The 3,928-nt window shown below is 49.3% G+C and carries 5 protein-coding genes; 1 reads left to right on the top strand and 4 read right to left on the bottom strand.

The genetic code is table 11. The features are described 5' to 3' along the window. The first annotated feature begins 84 nt into the window (after window positions 1–84). Window positions 85–1,230, top strand: a complete 1,146-nt coding sequence (ompC, locus tag KHQ28_RS27930; RefSeq protein WP_002911596.1) for a porin OmpC — start codon at window positions 85–87, stop codon at window positions 1,228–1,230. Between the two features lie 603 nt (window positions 1,231–1,833). Here the strand turns inward: ompC and KHQ28_RS27925 are convergent. The 4 genes from KHQ28_RS27925 to KHQ28_RS27910 all read right to left on the bottom strand — a co-directional run bounded on the left by KHQ28_RS27925 (window position 1,834) and on the right by KHQ28_RS27910 (window position 3,865). Beyond that, window positions 1,834–2,160, bottom strand: coding sequence for a hypothetical protein (locus KHQ28_RS27925; protein WP_032418752.1), 327 nt, complete (start codon window positions 2,158–2,160; stop codon window positions 1,834–1,836). A 2-nt stretch (window positions 2,161–2,162) separates the two neighbouring features. Next, window positions 2,163–2,402 carry a hypothetical protein gene (locus tag KHQ28_RS27920; RefSeq protein WP_004216505.1) on the bottom strand — a complete coding sequence of 80 codons (240 nt, stop codon included), beginning with the start codon at window positions 2,400–2,402 and terminating at the stop codon, window positions 2,163–2,165. A 411-nt stretch (window positions 2,403–2,813) separates the two neighbouring features. After that, entirely contained in the window at window positions 2,814–3,236 is a 423-nt protein-coding gene (locus KHQ28_RS27915) for a hypothetical protein (protein WP_004892499.1), read from the bottom strand. Window positions 3,237–3,286: 50 nt separating this feature from the next. Beyond that, a complete protein-coding gene (locus tag KHQ28_RS27910) occupies window positions 3,287–3,865 on the bottom strand; it encodes a recombinase family protein (RefSeq protein WP_032418751.1) in 579 nt (192 codons plus the stop codon). Window positions 3,866–3,928: the final 63 nt, after the last annotated feature.

The following is a 3,928-nucleotide window of genomic DNA, read 5'->3' as shown; positions in this document are numbered from 1 at the left end:
GATGAACTTAGTCGTTAGTATCGGATCGTCATTCCGGAGGGATTGTCATAATTCATAGAAATTATTATTAAAAGGGAATATATAATGAAAAGAAAAGTACTGGCACTCATGGTTCCGGCATTATTAATGGCTAGCGCCGCTAATGCCGCCGAAATCTATAACAAAAACGGTAATAAACTGGACCTCTACGGGAAAGTTGACGGCCTGCATTACTTCTCTGACGACGCTTCAGAGGACGGCGACCAGACCTATGTTCGCTTTGGTCTGAAAGGCGAAACGCAGATTACTTCCGAGTTAACCGGCTACGGTCAGTGGGAATACAACATTCAGGCGAACACCAGCGAAAAAGAAGGCGCGAACTCCTGGACCCGTCTCGGCTTTGCCGGCCTGAAGTTTGCCGACTGCGGGTCGCTGGACTATGGCCGTAACTACGGCGTGGTCTACGACATTGAATCCTGGACCGATATGCTGCCGGAATTCGGCGGCGATACCTACACCCAGACCGACGTTTACATGACCGGCCGTACTAACGGCGTGGCCACCTACCGTAACAGCGATTTCTTCGGCCTCGTCGACGGCCTGCATTTCGCCCTGCAGTATCAGGGTAATAATGAAAACGCCGGTTCTGGCGAAGGCACTAATAACGGTGGGAAACGTAAGCTGGCGCGGGAAAATGGCGACGGTTTTGGTATCTCCAGCTACTACGATCTCGATATGGGCATCAGCTTCGGGGCAGCGTATTCGTCTTCTGACCGTACCCATAACCAGCTGGCGGCCGCGCGTAGCAGCCAGCGTTATGCCAACGGCGATAAAGCCGATGCCTGGACCGTCGGCGCGAAATATGACGCCAATAACATCTATCTGGCCGCCATGTATGCTGAGACCCGCAACATGACCTTCTATGGCAACGATAGTTTTGGCGGAATTGCCAACAAAACGCAGAACTTCGAAGTGGTCGCGCAGTATCAGTTCGACGACTTTAATTTACCGCTGCGTCCGTCCGTGGCCTATCTGCAGTCGAAGGGTAAAGATCTCTACGCCTATTCTCGCTACGGCGACAAGGATCTGGTCAAGTATGTCGACGTGGGCATGACCTACTACTTCAACAAAAATATGTCCACCTATGTGGATTATAAAATTAACCTGCTGGATGAAGACGACCGCTTCTACAAAAACAGCGGTATCGCGACCGATGATATCGTCGCCCTCGGCCTGGTCTATCAGTTCTGATCCCCGTCAAAGCCCGCGTTCAGCGGGCTTTTTTATGTTCCCGCTCCGTTGAGATCACTCTTTTCGACATTGCCGCTTTCCAGGCGTACCTTCCCTCTTTATGATGCGTTTAAGCTCGTTCGGGCTAAAAGCGGCGATAAGGTGCCAAAAGGATAAAGCGCGCTACCGCGACTCTACGCTGAAACCAGGACGATGATGATGGTGATACCCCAGCGCAGGCGTTATACCTGAAGCTAACGGTGTTATTGAAGGGAAGGTTAGAGCAAGAAAAGTGGCGGAGAGAGGGGGATTTGAACCCCCGGTAGAGTTGCCCCTACTCCGGTTTTCGAGACCGGACTGCTTTTCTTTAAAAACAGATATTTACCGATTTTTTTGAGAAAATACCTCAAATTTCACACACAACCTTTTCAATAAGTTAGCCACCTTCAAAACTTCATTTTCTCATGAAATTTTCGACATTAGCCCTTAATGATTGGCTGGGAATACTTTCGCCTCTGAAAGAAGTTGCGAGCGCCTTTCCAGTATCGAATGGCGCTACTTTACCAGCATGTTTTTATAGGCTTTTCATCCAGGGGTAAGGATGAAATTTAGGTGCACCACTTTTCATATTACTGGATAATCATCATCATCCTTCCATATCCGGTTAATAACGAATGTCACTATTCCTAACACTACGACGTCGTCGAGTGCTTCACCTTCCAGCGCCTCACCATCACGAGTAATAAACGCCTTCCCCATAACTTTCGCAAAATCCGTACCGCCGGTGTATTGAATTAAAACGGTGTCTCCTTGTTTTGGTTTAACGGAGAAATCCACAACGGCATAGCCTGTTTCTGTTACTACAACCCGAGTATTAGGGCCGATGCTGCATAGCTTATCGACGGTTAACCGCCCCTCCACATAGTCTGATGCTGGCGATGGAAATCCCACGATTACAGCCCTCCATTCGGGTTGTAAAGCTGGAACGTGCGATCGTCACCTTCCTGCGTTGAGACATCCCGGAATGTCGTCACATAGTGCTCTATCCACTGGTTAGCCTGCCGTGGCGACCAGTGCCAGTTATATCTCTCCAGTTCCTGCAGAAATCGCCTGGTGGTGAGGATGCGCTTTCCGTTAGGCAGGATATCTATTGCCTTACGGCAGGCCGTCTCGATTTCGTATAAACGCGGCATACTTCCCCCTGTCAAACTTACTGTATATAAATACAGTAAATGCATGTGTGCAGCAGATCAATATTGGCAGTGGCTATCAATGATCAGCGCTGACGTAACGCATTGATGCCTCAATTCGACTGGCAACATTGAGCAGGGAAATATTTATAAATCGTCTTCACCCCCTCCTATTACATCGGCTACCGACCCAATGTTTTAACTGCTCAGACCAGAAATATCTGGAAGCTTTAGGCATCTTCTTGGAAGATAGATGAGCGCAAAGACGCACACAGCAATGATGTTATGTAGTATTTTCCCCTTGAGTGTGCCTGCTCAAGGGGATTTTTTATCGCCGTATTGTACTGGCAAATATTTGTAAATAGTCTTCACCCCCACGCCTGTCACATCGGCCACACGCTAATGGACAGGCGGTTAGTCCGGTATGTTTCTCGCGCTACTACTGCTTACGTTAACGTCTGGTAATGATCTAGCGGCGCGACGTAAAGCGGCGTTGAAAGCAATTATAGTGACCGGCCGGCGTTGGTACTTCACACGGTTAGAATGGCTCTGAAATAAAAAAACATCTTCTGGATAGCGTTCTCTTCTACGAGCAATGATCCCCTCCACTGGAGGGGTTGATTCAACACGTAGCTCCTTCAGGTGACCCTGTTTTCGTATCAGTATCAAGCCATCATCAATATCATCATATCGAATACTCAGCAGCCTTCCAGCGCTTAAACCTGTGTGAAAAATTAACGCCCACAAGTCTGCCCATGTATCTGAGATGGAAACAAGATTGCTGTTAATAGTTAAAAATTGTTCAAAACTTATTGTTTTCTTACCGTTCACGAACAAACCAAACTGTTTTCAAAACTGAAAGTACTTATTATCTCAAATGTTACATATTACGGGAAGGGCAGGAATCCTTGATCGCGGACGGCCGCAGGAAAGTATTTGTAGATCGTCTTCACCCCCACCCCTATCACATCTGCGATCTGTTGCCGGGTAGCGCCGTTCTCCAGCATTCTGCGACATCTCTCCACCACTTCTTCAGTCATTACCCGGCGGCGGCCGCCGACTCTCCCCTGCTCCCTCGCTGCAGCCAACCCGGCTCGGGTGCGCTCCACTATCAGCTCGCGCTCCATCTCCGCCAGGGCGCTCATGACGTGGAAGAAGAATCGCCCTGCTGGCGTCGAAGTGTCGATCGAGTCGGTCAGGCTGCGAAAATTCACCCCGCGCGCCTGCAGCTCCGACACCAGAGTGATGAGGTCACGAACACTACGCCCAAGGCGATCCAGCTTCCAGACCACAAGAGAATCACCTGGTTTTAAACGACGGATAGCACGCCTCAGCCCTGGGCGCCTGGAATTTTTCCCGCTCGCTGTATCTTCGAAAATCTGCTCACATTCTGCGCGAACCAGTGCGTTTTTCTGCAAATCGAGGTTTTGATCGCCGGTAGACACCCGCGCGTAGCCAATCAGCATTATGCAACCCTCTGAAAATGCTGATTGTAAATTGCCTATCTTATTCGCGTAAACCTGGGTTCA

Source organism: Klebsiella sp. 28 (genome assembly GCF_018223905.1).
Lineage (GTDB): Bacteria > Pseudomonadota > Gammaproteobacteria > Enterobacterales > Enterobacteriaceae > Klebsiella > Klebsiella pneumoniae.
Note: the sequence above shows the minus strand (reverse complement) of the source record. Positions and strands in the feature narration are given on the sequence as shown.